18 protein-coding genes and 1 pseudogene are annotated in these 18,790 nt (G+C 66.6%); 3 read left to right on the top strand and 16 right to left on the bottom strand.

What is annotated here, in order from left to right:
• Positions 1 to 551: 551 nt before the first annotated feature.
• A complete protein-coding gene (locus tag HGB39_RS27125; RefSeq protein WP_005573390.1) occupies positions 552 to 1,085 on the bottom strand; it encodes a hypothetical protein in 534 nt (177 codons plus the stop codon).
• A gap of 604 nt (positions 1,086 to 1,689) precedes the next feature.
• Between HGB39_RS27125 and HGB39_RS27120 the strand changes: the two genes are divergently transcribed.
• Positions 1,690 to 2,910 (top strand): NAD(P)/FAD-dependent oxidoreductase, encoded by a 1,221-nt coding sequence (locus HGB39_RS27120; RefSeq protein WP_005573391.1) that lies wholly within the window; start codon positions 1,690 to 1,692, stop codon positions 2,908 to 2,910.
• Positions 2,911 to 3,108: 198 nt separating this feature from the next.
• On the opposite strand, the gene HGB39_RS27110 is transcribed toward HGB39_RS27120, so the two are convergent.
• The 5 genes from HGB39_RS27110 to HGB39_RS27090 all read right to left on the bottom strand — a co-directional run bounded on the left by HGB39_RS27110 (position 3,109) and on the right by HGB39_RS27090 (position 8,379).
• Positions 3,109 to 3,630 carry a hypothetical protein gene (locus HGB39_RS27110; protein WP_064080730.1) on the bottom strand — a complete coding sequence of 174 codons (522 nt, stop codon included), beginning with the start codon at positions 3,628 to 3,630 and terminating at the stop codon, positions 3,109 to 3,111.
• Between the two features lie 309 nt (positions 3,631 to 3,939).
• Complete coding sequence (locus HGB39_RS27105) at positions 3,940 to 4,683, bottom strand: alpha/beta fold hydrolase (protein WP_043787000.1); 744 nt, start codon at positions 4,681 to 4,683, stop codon at positions 3,940 to 3,942.
• A gap of 255 nt (positions 4,684 to 4,938) precedes the next feature.
• The gene (locus HGB39_RS27100) at positions 4,939 to 6,447 is read right to left on the bottom strand and encodes a protein adenylyltransferase SelO (RefSeq protein ID WP_005560870.1); all 1,509 of its coding nucleotides are present in this window, start codon (positions 6,445 to 6,447) and stop codon (positions 4,939 to 4,941) included.
• 295 nt (positions 6,448 to 6,742) lie between these two features.
• Entirely contained in the window at positions 6,743 to 7,546 is an 804-nt protein-coding gene (locus tag HGB39_RS27095; protein WP_005560869.1) for an enoyl-CoA hydratase, read from the bottom strand.
• Positions 7,543 to 8,379 (bottom strand): SDR family oxidoreductase, encoded by an 837-nt coding sequence (locus HGB39_RS27090; RefSeq protein WP_043786996.1) that lies wholly within the window; start codon positions 8,377 to 8,379, stop codon positions 7,543 to 7,545. Before HGB39_RS27090 ends, HGB39_RS27095 begins: the two co-directional genes overlap by 4 nt.
• Positions 8,380 to 8,725: 346 nt before the next feature.
• Between HGB39_RS27090 and HGB39_RS27085 the strand changes: the two genes are divergently transcribed.
• On the top strand, positions 8,726 to 10,036 hold the full coding sequence (locus HGB39_RS27085) for a PucR family transcriptional regulator (RefSeq protein ID WP_005560865.1): 1,311 nt from the start codon (positions 8,726 to 8,728) through the stop codon (positions 10,034 to 10,036).
• On the opposite strand, the gene HGB39_RS27080 is transcribed toward HGB39_RS27085, so the two are convergent.
• From HGB39_RS27080 to HGB39_RS27045, 9 genes are all read right to left on the bottom strand, one after another.
• A complete protein-coding gene (locus tag HGB39_RS27080; protein ID WP_155756079.1) occupies positions 10,014 to 10,160 on the bottom strand; it encodes a hypothetical protein in 147 nt (48 codons plus the stop codon). The genes HGB39_RS27085 and HGB39_RS27080 overlap by 23 nt on opposite strands.
• A gap of 98 nt (positions 10,161 to 10,258) precedes the next feature.
• Complete coding sequence (locus HGB39_RS39660; RefSeq protein ID WP_267204540.1) at positions 10,259 to 10,687, bottom strand: enoyl-CoA hydratase-related protein; 429 nt, start codon at positions 10,685 to 10,687, stop codon at positions 10,259 to 10,261.
• Between the two features lie 8 nt (positions 10,688 to 10,695).
• Entirely contained in the window at positions 10,696 to 10,944 is a 249-nt protein-coding gene (locus tag HGB39_RS39655; RefSeq protein WP_265146010.1) for an enoyl-CoA hydratase-related protein, read from the bottom strand.
• 68 nt (positions 10,945 to 11,012) lie between these two features.
• Positions 11,013 to 12,446 carry a phytoene desaturase family protein gene (locus HGB39_RS27070; RefSeq protein ID WP_005560859.1) on the bottom strand — a complete coding sequence of 478 codons (1,434 nt, stop codon included), beginning with the start codon at positions 12,444 to 12,446 and terminating at the stop codon, positions 11,013 to 11,015.
• Complete coding sequence (locus tag HGB39_RS27065) at positions 12,443 to 14,311, bottom strand: DUF3556 domain-containing protein (RefSeq protein ID WP_005560857.1); 1,869 nt, start codon at positions 14,309 to 14,311, stop codon at positions 12,443 to 12,445. The genes HGB39_RS27070 and HGB39_RS27065 overlap by 4 nt, the downstream gene beginning before the upstream one ends.
• Before the next feature lie 100 nt (positions 14,312 to 14,411).
• Complete coding sequence (locus HGB39_RS27060; protein WP_005560855.1) at positions 14,412 to 15,893, bottom strand: class I adenylate-forming enzyme family protein; 1,482 nt, start codon at positions 15,891 to 15,893, stop codon at positions 14,412 to 14,414.
• 122 nt (positions 15,894 to 16,015) lie between these two features.
• Entirely contained in the window at positions 16,016 to 16,603 is a 588-nt protein-coding gene (locus tag HGB39_RS27055) for a TIGR03086 family metal-binding protein (protein WP_043787002.1), read from the bottom strand.
• Positions 16,604 to 16,735: 132 nt separating this feature from the next.
• Positions 16,736 to 17,149 carry a VOC family protein gene (locus HGB39_RS27050; RefSeq protein ID WP_005253117.1) on the bottom strand — a complete coding sequence of 138 codons (414 nt, stop codon included), beginning with the start codon at positions 17,147 to 17,149 and terminating at the stop codon, positions 16,736 to 16,738.
• Between the two features lie 81 nt (positions 17,150 to 17,230).
• Entirely contained in the window at positions 17,231 to 17,500 is a 270-nt protein-coding gene (locus HGB39_RS27045; protein WP_005560851.1) for a DUF7218 family protein, read from the bottom strand.
• A 255-nt stretch (positions 17,501 to 17,755) separates the two neighbouring features.
• Between HGB39_RS27045 and HGB39_RS27040 the strand changes: the two are divergent.
• Positions 17,756 to 17,932, top strand: a pseudogene (locus tag HGB39_RS27040) (YetF domain-containing protein); the annotation flags it as partial.
• A 103-nt stretch (positions 17,933 to 18,035) separates the two neighbouring features.
• Here HGB39_RS27040 and HGB39_RS27035 read toward each other — a convergent pair.
• Positions 18,036 to 18,764: a GntR family transcriptional regulator gene (locus HGB39_RS27035; RefSeq protein WP_005560849.1), complete on the bottom strand. Its 729-nt coding sequence runs from the start codon at positions 18,762 to 18,764 to the stop codon at positions 18,036 to 18,038.
• Positions 18,765 to 18,790: the final 26 nt, after the last annotated feature.

Genomic DNA, 18,790 nt, shown 5'->3' with positions numbered 1-18,790 from the left:
TACCTCGAAGGCCGTTATCGCAGGTCAACGCCCCGTATGACGACACCCGGCCGCGTCGGGTCGCTGCTTCTGTACTTGTGGCTGAGTGCCGCCGGTAGCGCTGAGGGCCGCGGCACCGATACACAGGATGGTCGGGGAGCTATATCCCGAAAGGTGCAGTCATGATCGGTGTTGTGTTCGACCTGCCGGCAGGTATCGGGGATGCGACGTTCTGACGTGGTGGAACTCGTTCGCGACCTGGTGGAATCAGTTCTAGAGCGGATGTGGTGATGATGGGATTGCTGCCGGACCTGTTCTTCGCGAATCCTCTCGAGGAAGGCGTGTGGCCTCTGATTCTCGAGTGGAACAACTTCGTCCGTTGGTGGAACCCGCTCTGAAGCTTGACTGAACCCACTGTCGCCTATGTGGCGCCGAGTGTGACGTGACGGACGGAACGGTGCGCCGGATCGGTGAATGTGTGGTCGTGGCGGAGGTGGGATTTCCCGGGTGCGACCCGCCCGGCACCCAAACCCGGGTTCGGGGGGCCAGGCGTCTTGTTGTGCCGATGGCGGTTAGCTGCCGAAGAGGGTGCCCAGATCGTCAAGATCGGGGGTATTGGCGGCGGCGGGTGGTGCGGGGGCGACGCTGGGCACGATGACGACGGTGGAGGCTTGTCGCACGGTGTAGGCGGTCATCGGGAACTGGACCAGGTATTGCTCGATGCCGGGGTAGTCGGAGACCCACATGGCGGGGTCGGTGCCCTCACGCCCGCAGGAGGCGAGGGCGACGTAGGAACCGTCGGGGACATCGGTGACCGACTGGGTTGTGGTGCCGGGCGGTATGTCGTCCTGCTGATAAAGGGACTGCCCGTTACGCATGAGGTCGTCAATTGGTGGGAGCACGCCGCCGGGCGCGGGGGCGAGGGAGGTGGTGCAGCCGATGGTGTCGCCGGTGTTGTTGGTGATCGTGTTGGTCACGGTCGATCCGGTGACGCCGAAGGCGTAGGTGACGTCGGTGGGCGCGGTCGCTGATGCGGGCGCGGTGGCTGCGATGGCGAGTGGGATGGCCGCTGCGGCGAGAAGTGTGGTTCGGGCGATCATGCGCATGTGGTGGTCCTGTTCGTCGGGTGTGGGTGGTGCTGGGTGAAATCGTGCAGGAGAAACCGACTGATTGGCATTGTTTTGGTGACACTGGGTCGAACTTCTGCCTCGAGGGCTCCGCGTGCTTCATGAGGGCACGCCCTGAGTGGAAGGGCTGTGATCTCGGGCGGTGGCGCCGGCTGGTGTATGACGGTGCGCCGGAGTCCGGTTCGGGTCTGTCCGGACCGCCCCCCGCAGTGTCATGCCGACGCGTCGACTGTGAACTGGGCGTGCGCTTGCCGTCTCGGCGTGCACCGGCCGGAGCCGGACCACGGACGAGGCGCGACCTCGTGGGAGCTCGGCGTCCGGCGGCCCCGAGGTTTCTGTCCCTTGACGGCACGGCCGATTGCAGGCCGCTATCTGTCGGACAGGGGACGTGGGCGCGCTGTCCAACTACGCACGCCGACGCTCTCCTTCGCCGCCGCAGAGCCTTGTCGTTGACTGATCGGTAGCAGGTCACATCTGGTTTTCGGGGAGCGCCGACGCCCGATGTGGGGGGCGTGGGTCCTGTGCTGTCACAACGGTGGAGCGGGCGGTGTCTTATGTGCGACCCCAATCTCGAGGAGACATCATGAATGCGAACTCTGTGCGCCCCGGAAAGATCGATGTGGTCGTGGTTGGCGGCGGGTACGCCGGCGTGATGGCGGCGAATCGCCTCACCAAGCGCGACGATGTGGCGGTGACGGTGATCAATCCACGTCCGTGTTTCGTCGAGCGGGTCCGTCTGCACCAGTTGGTGGGCGGGTCCGACGACGCGGTGGTCGACTACTCCGACGTGCTGGCCGGAGGCATCCGGTTGTTGGTGGACAGCGTGACGAGGATCGATGCTGCCGAGCGCGGCGTGAAGCTGGAGACCGGCGAGACCGTCGGATACGACTACCTGATCTACGCCGTCGGCAGTGGCAGCGCCGACCCGGCCGGCGTACCCGGAGCGGCCGAGTTCGCCCATCCGACCGCCAGCCTGGAGGAGGCGCAGCGGCTTCGGTCGGTCCTCGAGGACGCCCCCATGATGGCGCCGGTGACGGTCGTCGGTGGCGGTCCGCTCGGCATCGAGACGGCCGCCGAGCTCGCGGAGCTCGGGCGCACTGTGACTCTGGTCTGCGGCGACCGGCTCGGGCCGTACCTGCACCCGCGGGGCCGACGCTCGGTGGCCAGGGGGTTGTCCAATCTTGGTGTGGCCGTGTTCGACGGCCCCGGTGCGACGGTGGCCGCGGTGACACGTGACGCCGTGGAGCTCAGCGGCGGCCGTGTGCTCCCGAGCACGGTGACGATCTGGACCGCCGGCTTCGGCGTTCCGGACTTGGCCGGCCGCAGCGGGCTGAGCACCGACGCCGTAGGCCGTCTCCTCACCGACGAGACGCTGACCAGCGTGGACGACGAACGCATCGTCGCGACCGGTGATGCCGCGGCCCCGTCGAACCTGCCGTTGCGAATGAGTTGCCAAGCGGCGCTTCCTCTTGGTTCGCATGCCGCTGACACGGTGCTCAGCCGGATAACGGGGGAACGGCCCGCAGACTTCGGCAAGGGGATCGCCGCCATGTGCGTCAGCCTGGGGCGTAAGGACGGCGTCTTCCAGCTCGCACACAGGGATGACACCGCGATGCGGCTTCATCTGCGGGGCCGCCTCGGTGCGAAGCTCAAGGAAGCCGCGGCAGTGAGTCCCGTCAAGCAGCTGGCGGACGAGGCGCGAAAGCCTGGGTCGCACACGTGGCCGGTCAACGACGCCTCCCGGCGGCAGCGGGTCCAGGCTGAGCACGGTCGATCGCTGTCCAAGCCGAGCAGACTGGCATGAGCGGGGAGGTGGATGTTGCTGGGCTCGCCAACTGACGCCGAGGACGTCCTTCAGGAGACCTGGCAGCGGTGGGTGAAGTTCGACCTGGGCTGGTGCGGACGAGCACGCGGCCCCGCCGCTGTAAGGGACCCGTGAACGACGTCGGTTCGAGCGGCGCAGCTTCCGCAGGCGCCGCCGTTCTTTCTCCGGCCGCCGCCGCTACCGCCCCGCGTCAGCAGGAGCTGTGGGCGTGGTGGTGGGGGTCGTCGGTGTGGGTCTCTTCGTCCGCGTCGGTAGCTCTGGTGGTGGCGGCAGTATCCAGGTAGTGGTCGGCTCCGACGAACGTGTCACCGGGAGTACCTCGAACGTCGTCTGCACCACCATCGACGGGATCGGCAGGCACCGCAGCCCGGCCACCTGGAAACCGCGACTGCCGCGGTTCGGCACCGCGGCGCGGAAGTCGGCGACGCTGCCGACCTGCCGGGTCTCACCCAGGACACGATCGCCGAACTCCACCGCCCACGGTCCGCCGCAGGTCGGAAGATTCGCCGCGTGGTACTGGATGCGGTCGCCCGGCTGCCCGCGGGGCGGAGTGAGGGTGAGTACCGGCCCGGCGGGGTCGAGCCTGCGCGTCGCTTCCGTGTCGGGTTCGCTCGACGCACCACCGCCGGTGTGGACTGCGAGCAGGAGAACAACCGACCCGACGAATATCGTCGTCGTCAACCAGGGTGTCTGCCGCAACGGTCTCACCTCGCACCCTCAATTATGCGGCTTCGCCGCCGCGCGCACCGCGTTGACGCGCGTGCGGTGGGGCGACCGCGCACTGAGCACTTCCTCGAGGGCAGAACATCCGATTTCCTGGACACTCTCGGCTCGCTGCGGCGGCTATCCGCAGACCCGCACCTTTCGTCCGGGTACCGGCGCAACTCGCCGGTGAAATCAGGCGGAATCTGGGGCGATGACGTCATCCGGCCGTCCCACTGGGGGATCCCCGAGCGGCGAGGAACTGGCCTCCGCTGGGCCCATCTGCTGGGGTCGGGAAGATGCCATCTACGTAGGGCGTCCGAATCCGGGAATCACGGCGAGCCACTGGCAGACTGCCTGCGTGTAGAGGTCGGGCGCCTCGACGGGAAGCAGGTGGCCAACGTCATCGATGGGCCGGGGTGTCCAGCCCGGCCGTCGGGCGTGCTGCGTGAGCGACGTGGGGTCGACAACGTGATCGTCCCTTCCCCACAGCACAAAGACGGGCACCTGCACGGAATCGAGTGCCTCGTTCGTCGGTCTCTGCGTGATGAACATGGCCTTGACGATCGACGCGAACGCGGCAGCCGTGCCGGCGAGCCGTTCCGGGTGCTCGCGGGCCGCCTCGAGGGCATCGAGCCACAGGTCGACCTGCGCTCGTGAGACACGGCCCGGGTCTCCACCGATGAGGTCGGTCCGGCTACCCGAGATGGAGCCCGCGTCGTTGATCGCGGTTCGCTTGGCGTCCAGTATTCGCCGGCCCGCCAGTCGCAGCACCGCGCGTGTCATTGGCGGGCCAGCCGCGACGACGAGGCGTCCCAGTGTCTGCCACTCGAGCGCCTCGGCTGGTGACGTCCGGCGCCTCGGCAGCGCCGGGGCCACCAAGACGACTCCCCGAGTCTTCTCGGGCATCCCCGAGCCCGCGTTTCGCGTATACCGGCACCGCACCGACAGTCCCGGCTCGCCCTCGTTGCCGTGGACCCTGGCTTGGCTCATCGCGACGCCATGGATGGCGGAGTTGAGGGTGCGGTCGCCTTCCCTCGTCGCGTCCACGCCCTGCCCACCGCAGCGCCGTGGTCGTCATAACCCTCCGGAGCCGGCGCTGACCGCCATCCGATGGCGCGCAAGGGTGGTTGGTTGGCCCGGGCTGAGTCCACGCCTCCGGGCGGATCTCGCCTACGCAGACTGCCCGCTGCGTTCCTGTGCATTTAGGTGTCATTCGCTGGGGTAGCTGGACAGCCTTCTTCAGCTCAGTGACAGCCGCCCCGAATTCACTCGACGCGAACGTAGCCTATGGCCACTTGGAAGTTAAGTGCCGCAGAAGGTTTGGAAGGTCTGGTTGAACGACTGTGGAGCGGGCGTGGTGTAGTCGGACCACTCGTCGCGGCGGTCGAACGGATGCGTGACGACCTCGAGTAGGTTCTCGAACGGAGCGAGGTCCCCGTCGGTCGCGGCGCGCAGAGTCGCATCGAGCTGATGATTGCGGGGGATGTACAGCGGGTTGACGCGGTCCATTGCGTTCGCGGTCTCCGCCGCCCCGCGCCCATGGTTGGTCAGGGCGCCGCGCCAGCGTTCCAGCCATGGCCCGATGTGCTCGCGCGGTACGAGGCCGTCGAGCGGCGTCGAGTTTCCGCGTAGTTCGTCCGCGAGAGCACGGAAGGTGCCCGTCCAGTCGGCACCGTGTTCCTCCAATAACGTCAGCAGGTCGTCGATCAGCGCTCGCTCGACGAGCGTGCCGGCCAAACCGAGCTTTGCCGCCATACCGGTCGCGTAGTGGCCGTCGTAACGCTCGTCGAAGGTGTCGAGGACCGCCGAGACCGCGGTGATCGCGTCATCCGGCGTGGAATCGATCAGGGTCAGTAGCGTTTCCGCGAGGCGCGCCAGATTCCACTTCAGGACAGCGGGCTGGTTGCCGAACGCATAGCGGCCGCCGTGGTCGATCGAACTGAACACTGCGGCCGGGTCGAACGCGTCGAGAAAGGCGCACGGACCGTAGTCGATGGTCTGACCCGAAATGGTCGTGTTGTCGGTGTTCATCACCCCGTGCACGAAACCGGTGAGCATCCATTTCGCCATCAGGTAGGCCTGCGCCTCCACCACCGCCTCGAAGAACGTCAGGTAGCGATTATTTTCACGCTCCGCCGGTAGTTCGGTCAGCTGCGGGTAGTGGCGGGCGATCGCGTAGTCGGCGAGCGGCTGCAAGACATCACCCTGCCGCACCGCGTATTCAAAGGTGCCCACCCGCAGGTGACTGGCCGCGACCCGTGCGAGCACGGCACCGGGCTCGGCGCCGTATCGGCGAACGTGCTGGCCCGTCGCGACCACCGAGAGCGCGCGCGTCGTGGGGATGCCCAGGGCGTACATGGCCTCACTGACCAGATATTCGCGCAGCATCGGGCCGACCACCGCGAACCCGTCGCCGCCCCGGGAGAATGGCGTGGGCCCCGAGCCCTTGAGGTGCAGATCGACCCGCTGCCCATCACTGTTCACCAGTTCGCCGAGCAGTAACGCCCGACCATCCCCGAGGAGCGGTGCGTATCCGCCGAACTGATGGCCCGAATATGCCATCGCCACCGGCTTGGTCCCGGCGGGCGCCGTCGATCCGGACAGCACGCCGACTCCGTCCTCGCTTCGCAGTGCCCGGACTTCCAACCGCAGCGACGCCGCGAGCTGCTCGTTGAGCACCAGCAACGTGGGGTCCGGCGCATGCGCACCCTGCCAGGGGACCGTCAAGGCGCCCAGCTCGTCGGCAAAGGTGCTCTCGAGGCCGGCCACCGCTGTGTTCGTGCCCACCGTGGAGTTCGGGAATGCATTCATCACCCGAGGGTAACCACCGCACGGCCTGTCTCGCCGCTCACGACCAACAGAACGTCCGAAAACCAAGATGGTCGACCATCTGCCGCCGCCGCCCGTCGATGGCCGCATACAGAGCGTGGTGGTGATCTCCGGCGGACTGGTCGGCGCCCTGCGCGGCCGCAACGGCTCTACCCGGGAGCGCTTCGAAAACTCTCGGCTACCCCGGCATCACGGGCGTTGATCCTCGAGGCCCTCGCTCGCCGACAGGTCACTTCGGCCTTCTTCGTGATGGATGTTGTGGCGGTCCCGATGGTTCTCAGGTCCGGCGAAACGCGGCGGGACGCTTCTTCCGGAACGCGGTGACGCCTTCCTCGAAGTCGGGGGAGGCGAGTAGCTCGAGTTGCCCGTTCCGTTCGCGTGCGAACGCATTGTCGAGTTCGGTGAGTGTGGCGTCGTTGACGGCGTCTTTCGTCCAGCGGAAGGCGTCGCCGGGGCCGTTCGTGAGCCGGCACGTGAGGTTCTCTACGGCAGAGTCGAATTCGTCGTCGGAGTAGACATCGGCGATGAGCCCGGCGGTAAGCGCTTCACGCGCCGGGAGTCGTTCTGCGAGGAGAGCCATCTTCATGGCACGGGCGCGGCCGATCGACGCGGCGACGAGGGCGGTGGCTCCGCCGTCCGGCATGAGACCGACCTTGGTGAGCGCAACAAGGAAGTAGCTGGACTTCGTAGCGACAGTGAGGTCGCATGCGAGTGCCAGGGATACGCCGACACCCGCGGCGGGTCCGTTGACTGCACCGACGACGGGACGGGGAAACGCGCGGATCGCGGCCACGGTTCGGTTTGCGGCGTCGATGGTCGCGGCATCGATGGTGGCCGCTGTCGGCCGGTCGTTCGTCGTCGTGGTCGACAGGTCGGCACCGGTGCAGAACGCGCCCCCGGCGCCGGTGAGGACGGCCGCGCGGACCGCCGAATCGCCGGCACGCGACTCGAGGGCGTCTGTGATCGCGTCGAGCGTTTCGATCCGCACTGCATTCATGCGCGCCGGCCGGTCGAGGGTGACACGGAGGAGGTCAGCGTCGAGGGCGGTTACGACGCCTGACGTCGAAGAGTGCGATGTCATCCCGCAGCAGCGTCGACGAAGATGTCGATCGTCAACGGGGCGGTTCCACCATATGTCGTGAAATCGGTGATGCCGGCTTCGGTGAGAATTTCGACGTCGAGGACGGTGCGACCGTTGTCGGTGCCTGCGGGACGGCCGAGCAGTTCGATCGCGGCGTCGGCCATGATCTCGGGGGAGCGGGAGTGCTCCAGGCTGTCGTGGCCGCCGAGCAGGTTCCCGACCGCTGCCGTCGCGATCATCGTCTGCGGCCACAGGCAGTTGCTGGAAATGGGTAGATTCGCGTGTTCGGCGGCGATGCCCAACGCCGCCAGCGTCATCCCGTACTTGGCCAGCATGTAGCCCGGATGGGCGCCCAGCCAGTGCTGCGACATGTTCAGTGGTGGTGAGAGTGTCAGTACGTGCGGGGCGGAGGATTTCTGCAGGTACGGAAGACACGCCTGGGTCAGGGCGAAAGTGCCGCGCACGTTGACCTGTTGCATCAGATCGAACCTCTTGAGCGGCAGGTCCTCGGTCTTCGAGACATCCAGCACGCTTGCGTTGTTGATGACGATGTCGATGCCGCCGAAGTTGTCGACGGCGGCATCGACCACCCCGGCGATGTCGTCGTCGTTCCGGACGTCACCGACAACGGGTACGGCGTGTCCGCCCAGCTCGTTCAATTCTGCGACGGCGGTATGAATCGTCCCGGGCAGTCGAGGGTCGGGGGTATCGGTCTTGGCGAGCAGGACGACGTTTCCACCGCGGCTCGCGATCGCGCGGGCAATGGCAAGTCCGATGCCACGACTTCCCCCGGACATGACGGCGGTTCTCCCGCGGAAGCTTGTGGTGTTCACTGTGATCCCTTCGTTGTGGACGCTGAGACGCCGTTCGCGCCTGTCGAACTGGACGGGATCGCTCGAAAACAACCCCGTACGACGGTGTCTCGGGGGGCCGTGCGTCGCTCATCGTGCAGTCCGCAGGCGCTGGCCGAGCGCTCTTGACGATAGGAGAATCCTGTAATGGTGACCACGTCCGCGAAGCATCAAGAAACAGATGCCCTTTGTCCTGTCGGGACATGCCCGGTTCGTGCCAGTGGAGACCTGGACGGCCGGCTGGGCGGAAATGTGCAGGTAGGGATGCTGAGGATGGCGTTCCGGGTAAATCGTCATGCGCGGGTGTCGACTGCTCTATTGTCTTCGCATGGCTTCACACGACGAGCGCGCCGCGCTGTTGGTCGCACGAATCGCGGGCTCGCTCAACCAGCGGCTGGTGACGTTGACCGCCGATATCACGGATGTGCTGTACAGCGAGATTCCCGATCTGCGCGCCGATCGGCAGCTGTTCGACCTACTCGGTGCGAGTGTCGAAGGAAACCTCGACACCATCTTCCACACACTGCAGCACAACATCGCACCAGAAAATCTGGAGGCGCCCGCTGCGGCGATGGAATACGCGAGACGTCTTGCTCAGCAAAGGGTTCCCGTCAACGCGCTCGTACGCGCATACCGACTCGGGCAGACCAACCTCCTCAAGCTGGTATTTGACGAGTTGGGTGGGGAAGCGGTCGAGCCGGAACTCGGTGTGCCGGTGCTCGAGCGCATCATCACCGTGATGTCGGTGTATATCGACAGGGTGTCGCAGCAGGTGGTCGAAGTCTACGAGCGTGAACGGGAGCGGTGGCTGGCCCACCAGAGCAGTGTTCGTGCCGTCCGAGTCCAGGAAATCCTGGCGGGCAACGAACGCCCGGACGCCGGGGCCAGCGCCGCCCTCAACTATGTTCTGCAACAGAATCACCTGGCGGCAATCATCTGGGTTCCCGATACCGGTTCGGGAGACATGCTGGCCAGAATCGAATCGGCGGCGCACGACGTCGCAGGGTTCATGGGTGCAATGACCGATCCGTTGTTCGTGGCGGCCGACCGCGTCACCGGATGGGTATGGGTCCCGCTCGGTACGCGCGCGGCTCCCCGGCGAGGTTACGGTGAATTGCGCGATTTCCTCGAGGCCCGCCATCCGGGGCTGGTCATGGCCGTCGGCGGGGTCACCAACGGCCCGGAGGGATTCCGGCAGTCGTACACGCGTGCTCAGCGCGCACGAGCGCTCGCGATCGCTGCAGGAAAGAATGCCCCCGTCGTGACCGCGTACGACGAACCGGGAGTGTCGACAGTCGCACTGCTGATAGAGGACGTCGCGTCGACCCGGGCGTGGGTGCGCAGCGTCTTGCGTGGTCTGGCGGCCGACAATGAGAACGCCGCCCGCCTGCGCGAGACCGTACAGGTCTACCTCGCAAGCAACCTCAGCAATGTCGCCGCGGCGAAACAGCTTGATCTGCACTATAATTCAGTGAAATATCGGGTGAAGCGGGCCGCGGAGGAACGGGGCGAAGACTTCACCGGGGATCGCCTCGCCGTCGAGCTCGCCCTGCTCGTGTGCCAATGGCTGGGACCTGTGGTCCTGACGCCGGATCAGGCGAAGGGCGAGCCGACGGTCAAAGGAGTGGGTGGGCGGTAAGGGTGGGGTCGGTGACCGTCCGCGGCGGATCATCGGGATCGCTCACCGCGTCCTCGAGGGCGATGTAGTCGCCGAAGGACAATCCGGCTGCCGCCAGGAGGGCTGCGTACAGTCGATCCAGCATCGTTCCTCAGTTCGTGTTCGTCGTGGAGTGGGTCGCGCGCCCGGCACCGCAGGATCGCCGCGGTGCCGGGAAACGCTGTCGGGTAGGGGAATCGTCCCTCAAATCGTACTGGTGCGGAGCACGCGCTGGGCTCCGTGCCGGTACTGATGAGGATGACGTGGCGCGTCACGCTCGCAGTGCCCGGAAGTGTTCCTCCCGGCGCGACGACGCATGACCGCGGCGCCGATCCCTTCCAAGGGCGGGATTGTCGTTGCCAGCGCACGTGCCAGCCGCATGGCCTCCGGCAGTACCTCATGTGGATGGACGACCCTGTCGATCATTCCGCAACGCAGTGCCGTCTCCGGCTCGAGCGCGTCGCCAAGGAACACCGACCTGGCCTGGAGTCGACCGCCGAGTGCCCTCGCGTCGGGATCGCAGTCCGCATATCGTCCCATTCCCCGCGACCCGAGCGAGGCGTGAGAACTGACGATGGCTGCGTCACACGCCAAGATGAGATCGAGGCCTCCACCCGAGGCCGAACCGTTCACGGCTGCAATCAGCGGTTTGCCGATGTCATGTCGGACGAAGCCGCCGAACCCCCATCCGGGTGTCCGGGTGCGTCGATGCTGTGCCCGGCGGTCAGGGCGGCCAGATCCGCACCGGCACAGAAGGTATCTCCCGCACCTGTGAGGATTCCGACCCGAAGGTCGGGAGAGTGGGCCAGTGTTTCCATTGCCGCGCCGACCGCGGCGGAGACGTCCGAGTTGACGACGTTGCGGACCTCGGGACGATTGAGGGTTATCACTGCGATCGGACCGTGCCGCTCCAGGAACGCCGCACCACGGCGATTCCGTTTCCCAGACCTCTCCACGGTCACAGCACATCGCCGCCGTGTCTGCGCAGGTGGCGCAGTGCGGATTGGGCGGCGTTGAATCCGCTCATCCCGTGGGCGCCGGCTCCCGGCGGCGTGGACGCCGAGCACAGATAGGTTCCCGGTACCCCGGTGCTGTACGGGTCGAGGGCGATGCGCGGACGCAGCACCACCTGGGTTTCGCTGTTGGCTCCGCCGATGATGTCACCGCCGATGTAGTTGGCGTTCGACTCGGCGAGCTTCACGGGCCCACTGCTGACCGTGGCGACGACCCGGTCCCGGAACCCGGGCGCGAACCGTTCGATCTGCGCGGTGATCGCCTTCGTCGCATCGCCCGTGTAGCCGTGCGGGACATGGGCGTACGCGTACAGCGGATGCAGGGTTCCTTTCGACCGTCCGGGGTCGGCGAGGTACTGCTGTCCGACGAGGACGAACGGCCGCTGCGGCATCTTCCCCGTCACGACGTCGCGTTCGGCGTCGGCGATCTCGGCGAAATTCCCACCCAGGTGGACGGTTCCGGCGCGGCCGCAGTCCGGGTTGCGCCAGGGCACCCCGCCCTCGACGGCGAAGTCGACCTTGAATGCCGCCGGCCCGTGCCGGAACCGGCGATACGCCCGTGCCACTCGTTCGGGGACACGTTCACCGAGGATACGCAGTGCGGCGGACGGTGCCAGGTCGAGCAGGACGACGTCCGCCGGGGGGATATCGGCGACACTGTTCACCCGGACACCGGTGGAGATCTTCCCGCCCCAGTCGGTCAGCATGGCCGCCAGTGCACCGGTGATCGATTGCGATCCGCCCTCGGCGACCGGCCAGCCGTAGCGGTGCCCGGCGGCGACGATCATCATCCCGACCGCGGACGTCGCGGGCCGGTCGAGGCGGTAGTAGGCGTGCGCGGCGGCGCCGCCGAACAGTGCGCGGGCCTTGTCGGTGCGCCACCAGCGGGCGGTCGTGGTCGCCGGCAGCAGCGCCCGGGGCCCGAAGCTGGCGAGCCGGAGTGGGTGCCGGGGCACGTTCGCGATCGGACGCATGAGGTCGGCGGCGAGGTCGTCGAAGCCGTCGGCGAGTCCGCCGAACATGCGCTGCCAGCGGGCGCCGTCCTCGCCGAGTCCGGCGGCGGTGGCCGCGATCGAGCGGTGCAGCAACCCTGCCTCACCGGAGTCGAGGGGGTGGGCGCAGTCGATCTCCGGCCACTTCCACGTCAACCCGTAGCGGCCGAGGTCGAGGGTCTGTAAATACGGCGACCCGGCACCCATCGGGTGGAACGCCGAGCACTCGTCGTGCAGCAGTCCGGGGACGGTGAGTTCGCCGGAGCGGGTGCCGCCGCCGATGGTGTCGGCGGCCTCGAGGACCTGGACGTCGACGCCGTGCCGGGCGAGGTGGACCGCGGCGGCGAGCCCGTTGGGCCCGCTGCCGACCACGACTGCGGTGGTCACCGCAGCACTCCGCTGCCCTCGTCACCATGGAGGGACGAATTGGTGGCGTGCTTGCTGCGCATCCTCGGTTCCGACAGCGAACCGGGATCGGTGATCGCCCGGTCGGCGTCGATGTCCAACGTCCACCGCACATCGAACGGGATGGGACCGTTCGGCAGCCACGGCTGTTCGGCGATGGCGTCGGCGACCTTGTAGGTGCCTCGCTCGATGACACCGAGGGCGGCGTCGATCACCTTGTACTCCTGAATGCCCTTGTGGATGGGCTGCGATTCGATCCACGCGATCAGGAACTCTCCGGGCGCGAAGTTGCAGCGCCGCTGAATGGCAGCAATGAGGTGCTCGTTGTGCAAGTGGCCGTCACCGAAGTTGAACGCCACCAGTGAGTTGCAGCTGAACTCGGCCTCCCGGAGGGAGTAGGTGTCGATGTCGTCCCCGAGATGCCGACTCATCAGCGACAACAGGGCGCGGCCCTGGCTGTGCATCGACCTCCAACCGAGCAGCTGGTGCATCACGACGTCGGCTACCTCGGGCGGATACGTCGCCAGCAACTGGGTGCGGGTGTTCTGACTGGGCCGCGTGATGAACTCGTCCAGCTTGTCCTCCGCACCCGGTGCGAATGCCCAGGTCGCCGAGGCCCAGTTTCCTGCGTACTGCCGCATCGAGGGCAGGAACGACACGAGGTCGGGGCGCAGATTGCCGAGGACGGGGAAGAACACCAGCGCGGCGACGATCGCGGCGAGCAGCAGCGGTGAGGAGATGGCCCCCAGCCCGAAGCCGGCGGCGTTCGGGAAACCGAGGAACAGGAATACTGCCGCATACGCGAACAGCAGGTTCCATTCGAGGGGGACCGCGAGCGGGAACGTGGACAGGATGAACAGGTGGAACGCCACCATCAACGCAACCGCGAGCAGGGTGATGGTGCCATTCGTGGTGAACAGCAACACCAGTGGAGTGACCACCTCGACGACGGTGCCCAGGACGTGGGCGACGCCGCCGGCGACGATGGACGGCCGCAGGTCGTTCGGGAAGCTGCGGTAGTGGGCGCGCTTGATCGTCTTCGACGGCAACCAGGGGGTGTTGGACAGCATCGGCGGCACGACCATCGAGAAGTGGTGGCCGAGCTTCGAGATGCCGGCACCGACCCACACCGACACGATGAGCAGCTTCAGCGCGACGATCATGTCCACGAACGGAAGGACACCGAAGAAGACAATGGCCGGGAAGTACTGCTCGCCGCGGGCGGCGATGAAAATGACCTTGTCACGCAGCCCGATCACGATCAGCAGCGCGATCAGCGGCAACAGAAGCGTGGGGTTCACCAGGCCGTGGTTGCCGGGCAACGCCGCGTCGACAGACGGTGTGTGCACCCCGGCAAATCCGAGCGCGAGGACGATATTGACCAAAATTGCGGCATAGACGAGGACGTCGAAGACCGTGCGAGTGTCGCCTGATGTCAGCGGCACCTTCCCTGGCCAGGGTGGCAGGCGAATGGTTCCCGGCCGGAGCCAGAACAGCGCGCCGCCCATCATCGGTTTGAAGTGGCCGGCGAGCGGACCCCAGGAACCGCCCAGGCCGAGGGTTTCGACGAGCAGCGTCCACAGGATGAGCTTCTGGTAGACGATGGGTGCGTTCCACCACGCGCCGACGTCGAGCACGTTGTATCCGGACGTGAATGTCGCGATCGACAGTCCGGCGGCGATGTACAGGACGAGCAGCTTGAGAATGTAGATGGTGTGCACCATCTTCGGGGTGCCGAAGCCGTAGTCGACCCAGTGGGTCGACATGGCTCGGATCCGGTCGAAGAAGGGGCGGTCGAGGAATGTTGCGGGGTCTACTTCGGGGAAGTTCCCGGTTTTGAATCCCATCGGATGCTCCTGGATAGGGCGGGTGGAGGGTAGGTGTCATCGCCTCGGGGGTGTCCCGAGTTGCGGCAGGGTGTTGTGGTGAGCGGTGAGAGCCTGTTGCTCATCCCCTCGTGGCGGCGGGTTGCGGGCGGTGACGGCTGCGCAGTCCCGGCTTGTCGATCTTGCCGACGGGGTTGCGCGGCAAGGCGTCGACGATGTGTATGGCTACGGGCAGTTTCACTTTCGTGAGCCGGTCGCGCAGGTGCTCGGTGAGTTGGTCCTCGGTGACCGGACTGTCGGGGTAGGTGACGACGTAGGCGACGGGCACCTCGCCGTACACGTCGTGGGGTGCTCCCACCACGGCCGCCTCGAGTACGCCGTCGTGAGTGGCGAGTGCGTTCTCGATCTCCTTGGGGTAGATGTTCTCGCCGCCCCGGATGATCATGTCCTTGATGCGGTCGACGAGGGTGAGATAGCCGTCCTCGTCGAGTCGGCCGACGTCGCCGGTGTGGAGCCATCCGTCGACAATCGTCCGGTCGGTCTCCTCGGGACGCCCCAGATAGCCGTGCATCACGTTGGCGCCGCGGACGACGACCTCGCCGACCGCTCCAGGGGGGAGCAGAGCGCCGGAATCGTCCATGATCGCGATGGTCTGCCCCGGCAGTGCGGGCCCCACGGAGCCGAGTTTCCGGACGCCGGCAGGCGGGTTGCACGCCGATGCGCAGGTGCCCTCGGTGAGCCCGTACCCTTCGACGATCACCAGGCCGAAGCGTTGTTCGGCGCGGTCGAGTAGTTCCTTGGAGATCGGCGCGGCGCCGCAGACGGCGAACCGCAACGAGGACGTGTCGGTGACAATCTCCTCGGGTTGCGACGCGAGCAGTGCATAGATTGTCGGGACCGCGGAGAAGTAGGTCGGCCGCAGCCGGGCGACGTCGTCGAAGAATCGGGCCGGGGAAAACCGTCCGGTGACGCTCAATTGCCCTCCCGCCAGCATCGGCGCGAGAAAGCTGACACAGATCGCGTTGACGTGGAACAGCGGCAGGACGAGTAGGCAGTGGTCATCGGTGGTCAGTGAAAGGTGCTCGGCCAGAGAAGAACTCATGAACTGCAGGTTGTCGTGGGTGAGCATGACTCCCTTGGGGCGCCCCGTCGACCCCGACGTGTAGATCAGTAGTGCGACGTCACTTCCCGCCGGGCGGAGGCCTGGGGTCGGCCCCGAAGGCTGAGATGCGGCCATCTCGTCGACCGCGATCGACGGACGACCGGCGGTAGGGGCGTCAGGTCCCTCGTTCACGACGAGGACGGCGCCGGCGTCGGTGATCTGGTACTCCGCTTCCACGGCGGTGAAGGTCGGATTGACCGGTGTCGCGGCCGCGCCGAGCCGCCAGGCCGCCATCAGCACGACGAGCAGCTCCACCCGGTTCGGCAGCATCACCGCGACGACGTGACCCTTGCCGACCCCGTGTTCGCTCAGTTGTGCCGCGAACGCATCCACGCGATCGGCGAACTGCCGGTACGTGAGGTCGAGGTGGTCGTCGCGCAGGCACGGAACGTCACCGTGCTCGGTCGCGAGGTCCCAGGTGAAATAGCCGATGTCGGACACTGTTTCGATCCCCTTCGCTTTGCCGTGTGATCCACGACACTATGCGGGGGGAGTGCGGTCCGAAATATTCCGCCGGGCTCGAGTTCGCCCCGGTCTTTGTCCGCGGCGGACAGTGCGGACTGCTACGTGGCGGCGGGCACCCACCGTGGGTCGCGGCCGGTCAGGCCGAGCAGTTGTTCGAGCAGTGGCGCGGAGTCTGGAACGGTCACCGGTGGCCCGAACAGTCCAGGTGTGCCGTGGGGGTTCTGGTCGGCCGACGACTTCGCGAACTCGTATGCGGCGCCGAGTAGTTCCGGTGTGCAGTGGAAGTTCTGGCCGGTGGCGACGGCGAGGTCCCAGCCGTGCACGACGATCTCGTCCACCGCGACCGCGCCCGCGATGTCGGCCGGTAGGTCGAGTCCGCCTGCCTGGGTCATCCCGTGCCATGCCGGCTCCTCGCGCCAAGCTCCGGCCAGGGCGGCCAGACGCTGCGGGATCCGGGTGCGCCAGTCGGTGCCGAGGCGAGCGGCGTCGGCGGAGGGCGGTTGGCTGCCCCCGGCCGGCGGGGTCTTCGTCGCGGCGGCGGTGAACGCGAGTGACAGCCCGTCGATGTGGTCGAGGAGTTCACCGACCGTGAGCTCCGGGCACGGTGTCGGTGCGGTGAGTTGGTCGTCGTGCACGGCCTCGACGAGAGCGGCCATCACGTCGGCGGCGGGTCGGAGATCGAACATCTTCAGCACTCCTCGCATCGGTCACTGGAAGGTCGATGGAGGTCCTACGTTACGACGGGCGGCACCGGTCGAGGTCGGAATCCGGGTCGTCGGCATGAGGGATCGAGCTCCCGGTGACCGTCCACGGCGGTGCTACCGGGAGGACTTGGCGATCAGTACTTCCCCTTCGAGTCCGTCGGGGTCGCGGAAGAAGATGCTCTGGACGGCGCCGAAGTCGTTGACGGTTCCGTCGCTGGCCGCCTCGTCGATGAGACGTTGCCGAATCGTGGCGAATGCCTCGTGGGAGGCGGCCTGCAGGCCGACATGATCGATGCGTCCCCGTCCCCACATTGGTGTTTGGCGCTCGGGTTCGGTGTTGCCTTCGATCACGAAGATGTTCAGCTCGGTGTGCGGGCCGATGCGGATGATGGTCATCGTTTCTTTGCCGTCGTCGCCGTGGGTGCGTGTGGGTCCGACGTCGGCGTCGAACACGTCGGCGTAGAACCGGCCCAACCGGGCGGCGTCCTTGGAGATCCAGGCAATGTGGTTGATCCCATCGAGCAGCACGTTGTTCTCCTGTCCTCCTGGTTGCAACTGGCGAGGCCGCGATCACGCAGGACCGTGTGGCCTCGCAGAACGGGCGCCGGGCTAGTGATTGCGAAGCTCGTCGATGAGCTCCTTCTTGTTCAGTTTCGAATAGCCGTGCAAACCCAGCTCTTTGGCACGTTTCTGGAGCTCGTCGACGGTCCAGTCCTCGTATGACGGCGACTTCCCGCCCGACTTTCCGACGTTCTTACGACCACGACTGGCCGCGGCGTTGGAGATTCGTGCCGCCTTCTCCTTGGAATCGCCCTTCTCGCGGAGTTCCTCGTACATGGCCTGGTCTTTGAGCTGGGGTTGCGAATCTTTGCGTGCCATCTCGTGTTCCTCCCTCCGAAACATTGACGGTTCTGCGTGTTCCGCCTACCCGTGCCGCAGGTGAGTCAAACAACGACTCGTGTGCCGTGCGGTCGCGTAGTTATCGAATTGATGTCGCAGCACACGCAGAAGGACTTCGCGGACCGCCAGTTCGTGAGACGTTGGGACGATGAGCTCCACCGCCCATGTCCCGGATTCGGTGCTCGACGGTGTCCGGGAGCGTGCTCGCACACCGGCCGTCGCCTGGCTCCGAAGAGGTGCGGTACCAAGCGAATGTCGTTGGACGACCTGATGTCGGATGCCCGGCAGAAGGGCATCCGCCGGTTCGACGAAATCGAGCTTGCCGTGCTCGAGACCAAGGGCCGCGTCTCGTTCTTCACCCGGGCGGGTGGCGCGGGCGAAGGCGCGCCGGAGCAACCGGGCATCGCATGAGATGCGGTGGGAGTCGTGCCTGCCCGGCGTCCCGTCCCTGGCTGGAACTTGGCGTGCGCCGGCGCACGACACCGGAGAAGCCGTCGCCGAGCTGACGCGTTGGTCAGGCGATGACGGCCGACCAGATCTCGTCGACGGAGAGGCCTGAGTCGTCGCTGAGAACAGCTTGGGTGACAAGGAGTTTCCCGGTGTTGACCAGGTGAACGCGCATGGCGGCTTCGGCTCCGTCGGGGTCCCCAGCGATGATGGCATCGATGATGGGCGCATGCTCGTCGTCGATGTCGGTGAGAGTTCGGGTCCTGTCGGCGGTGTTGGCCCCGAGCAGCTGGGTGGTCTCACGCAAGGTCTTGACGATCGCACGGGCACGGGCGTTGTCGGCGGCGTCGAGGATCAGGTCGTGAAGCCCGAGATCATGGTGGGCGAACTCGTGTTCATCGCCGCCCGCGGCGGCGTCCTGCATCAGGCGTCGTTGCCGGAGCAGTGCGTCCGAGAGCGTGGAGTCGGCCACGGTTGCGGCCTTGCGGACCGCGGGAAGTTCCAGGGCCAACCGGACTGCGAAGATCTCCGCGATCTCCTTCGGCCGGGGGAGGAGAATGCGGAAGCCCTGGCGTGCTTCGAACTTGATGAGTCCCACTTCTTCCAGGCGCAGCAAAGCGTCCCGCACCGGGGTTCGGGAGATGCCCAGGCCCTCGGCGAGTTGGTAGACCGAGTACTTCACTCCTGGTTTCATGCGGCCGTCGTCGATGGCCGCCCGTACCGCCGCGATCGCCTGCTCCATCCGTCGGCCCGTGAACGGGGTGAGCGGTTCGAGTTCGAGCGCTTCGTCTGCCACCCGATCACTGTAACAACTCAGGGCTG

Origin of the sequence: Rhodococcus opacus, from assembly GCF_012396235.1 — a bacterium.
GTDB classification, from domain to species: domain Bacteria; phylum Actinomycetota; class Actinomycetes; order Mycobacteriales; family Mycobacteriaceae; genus Rhodococcus_F; species Rhodococcus_F opacus.
The sequence above is the reverse complement of the archived record's forward strand: the minus strand, read 5'-3'. Positions and strand labels throughout refer to the sequence as shown.

Coding starts and splice junctions, on each gene's coding strand:
- HGB39_RS27125 (WP_005573390.1), bottom strand. CDS start 1,085: ATGCGCATGATCGCCCGAACCACACTTCTCGCCGCAGCGGCCATCCCA.
- HGB39_RS27120 (WP_005573391.1), top strand. CDS start 1,690: ATGAATGCGAACTCTGTGCGCCCCGGAAAGATCGATGTGGTCGTGGTT.
- HGB39_RS27100 (WP_005560870.1), bottom strand. CDS start 6,447: ATGAATGCATTCCCGAACTCCACGGTGGGCACGAACACAGCGGTGGCC.
- HGB39_RS27095 (WP_005560869.1), bottom strand. CDS start 7,546: ATGACATCGCACTCTTCGACGTCAGGCGTCGTAACCGCCCTCGACGCT.
- HGB39_RS27085 (WP_005560865.1), top strand. CDS start 8,726: ATGGCTTCACACGACGAGCGCGCCGCGCTGTTGGTCGCACGAATCGCG.
- HGB39_RS27080 (WP_155756079.1), bottom strand. CDS start 10,160: ATGCTGGATCGACTGTACGCAGCCCTCCTGGCGGCAGCCGGATTGTCC.
- HGB39_RS27065 (WP_005560857.1), bottom strand. CDS start 14,311: ATGGGATTCAAAACCGGGAACTTCCCCGAAGTAGACCCCGCAACATTC.
- HGB39_RS27055 (WP_043787002.1), bottom strand. CDS start 16,603: ATGTTCGATCTCCGACCCGCCGCCGACGTGATGGCCGCTCTCGTCGAG.
- HGB39_RS27045 (WP_005560851.1), bottom strand. CDS start 17,500: ATGGCACGCAAAGATTCGCAACCCCAGCTCAAAGACCAGGCCATGTAC.